We start from the raw sequence: 1,758 nt of genomic DNA on the forward strand, positions 1-1,758 counted from the left end.
ATTATCAAAAGCTGAAGGTGGACGTCACACTCCATTCTTTAACAAATACCGTCCACAATTCTATTTCCGTACCACAGACGTTACTGGTGAGATTTCACTAGCTGAAGGAACTGAAATGGTTATGCCAGGTGATAACGTTACGATCACAGTAAAATTGATCAACGCAATCGCAATGGAAAAAGGTCTACGTTTCGCAATCCGTGAGGGTGGTAGAACAGTAGGTGCTGGTCAGGTAACTGAAATTTTAAAATAATATTTCGTACATTTGTACAAAATATAATATAAAGCTTAGTACTTAGATACGGCGATCTATTGCCAATCGTCTAAGTACTAAGTTCTTTAAATCAACGGGAATAGTTCAACGGTAGAATAGAGGTCTCCAAAACCTTTGATCAGGGTTCGACTCCTTGTTCCCGTGCAAATACTTAAATATGGCTAAGGTAGTTCAATTTGTTAAAGAATCGTATGAGGAGATGACCCAAAAGGTTACCTGGCCTGCATGGACAGAATTGTTAAATTCTGCGGTGTTGGTGCTCGTAGCTTCATTTATCATTGCAATTGTTATTTTTGCAATGGATAAGGGATCAACATTTGTATTAGATACTTTTTATAAATCACTTTCTAATTAATATATAAATAGCTAAATGAACGATCAGTTAAAGTGGTATGTAGTTAGGGCTGTTAGCGGGAAAGAGAAGAAGGTTAAACAGTATATCGATTCTGAAATTAGTCGTTTAGGTTTCTCGCATCTAGTTCCTCAGGTATTAATTCCTATGGAAAAATACTACCAGATGAAAGATGGCAAGAAAATTGCTAAAGAACGTAACTTCTACCCAGGCTATGTTTTAATAGAAGCTCAGCTTGATGGAGAATTAGAACACATTATTAAAGGTGTTAATAGTGTGATCGGTTTTCTAGGAGATAAAGGCGGAAATCCAGTACCTATGCGTCAGGCAGAGGTTAATCGCATTTTAGGTAAGGTTGATGAGATGAGCCAGCAAGGCGAAACGATGAACATTGCTTACTATGTTGGAGAAAACGTAAAAGTAATGGACGGGCCATTTAATGGATTTACCGGCGTTATTGAAGAAGTAAACGAAGAGAAGAAAAAGTTGAAAGTTATGGTGAAGATCTTTGGTCGTAAGAGTCCATTAGAACTGAACTATATGCAAGTAGAAAAAGAATAGAATAAAGATCTTAAATGTTACATGCTTCCATATTTAACATTGAGTATTACAATTAACAAAACAGAAAATGGCAAAAGAAGTCAGTGCGCTTGTTAAATTACAAATCAAAGGTGGAGCTGCAAATCCATCACCACCAGTAGGACCTGCATTGGGCGCTAAAGGGGTGAACATTATGGAGTTTTGCAAGCAATTTAACGCTCGTACCCAAGATAAGCCCGGTAAAGTATTACCAGTTGTAATTACTGTTTATGCTGACAAGTCATTCGAATTTATCATCAAAACCCCTCCTGTAGCTATCCAGTTAAAAGATGCTACTAAATTAGCGAGTGGTTCTGCTGAGCCCAACCGTAAGAAAGTTGGTTCGGTGACTTGGGATCAGGTTAAGTCGATTGCTGAAGATAAGATGACAGACTTAAATGCCTTCACTATTGAGTCGGCAATGAGTATGGTTGCCGGAACAGCACGCAGTATGGGAATCACCGTTAGCGGTGACGCACCCTGGACAAATTAATTAACAAAAAACAGTTTACAACAGTGGCTAAATTAACAAAAAATCAAAAAAAGGCACATG

3 protein-coding genes, 1 tRNA gene and 1 pseudogene are annotated in these 1,758 nt (G+C 37.9%); all 5 read left to right on the top strand.

The window, feature by feature from the left end; translation table 11 throughout:
- A pseudogene (tuf, locus tag ACR2F7_RS10590) lies at positions 1–253 on the top strand (elongation factor Tu); the annotation flags it as partial.
- 94 nt (positions 254–347) lie between these two features.
- A tRNA-Trp gene (locus ACR2F7_RS10595) sits at positions 348–418 on the top strand.
- Between the two features lie 13 nt (positions 419–431).
- Positions 432–629, top strand: coding sequence for a preprotein translocase subunit SecE (gene secE, locus ACR2F7_RS10600; protein ID WP_432713540.1), 198 nt, complete (start codon positions 432–434; stop codon positions 627–629).
- Positions 630–644: 15 nt separating this feature from the next.
- Entirely contained in the window at positions 645–1,187 is a 543-nt protein-coding gene (gene nusG, locus ACR2F7_RS10605) for a transcription termination/antitermination protein NusG (protein ID WP_432713541.1), read from the top strand.
- A 67-nt stretch (positions 1,188–1,254) separates the two neighbouring features.
- Positions 1,255–1,698, top strand: coding sequence for a 50S ribosomal protein L11 (gene rplK / locus ACR2F7_RS10610; protein WP_037443979.1), 444 nt, complete (start codon positions 1,255–1,257; stop codon positions 1,696–1,698).
- Positions 1,699–1,758: the final 60 nt, after the last annotated feature.

Origin of the sequence: Pedobacter sp. (assembly GCF_045628745.1) — a bacterium.
Classification (GTDB): Bacteria; Bacteroidota; Bacteroidia; order Sphingobacteriales; family Sphingobacteriaceae; genus Pedobacter.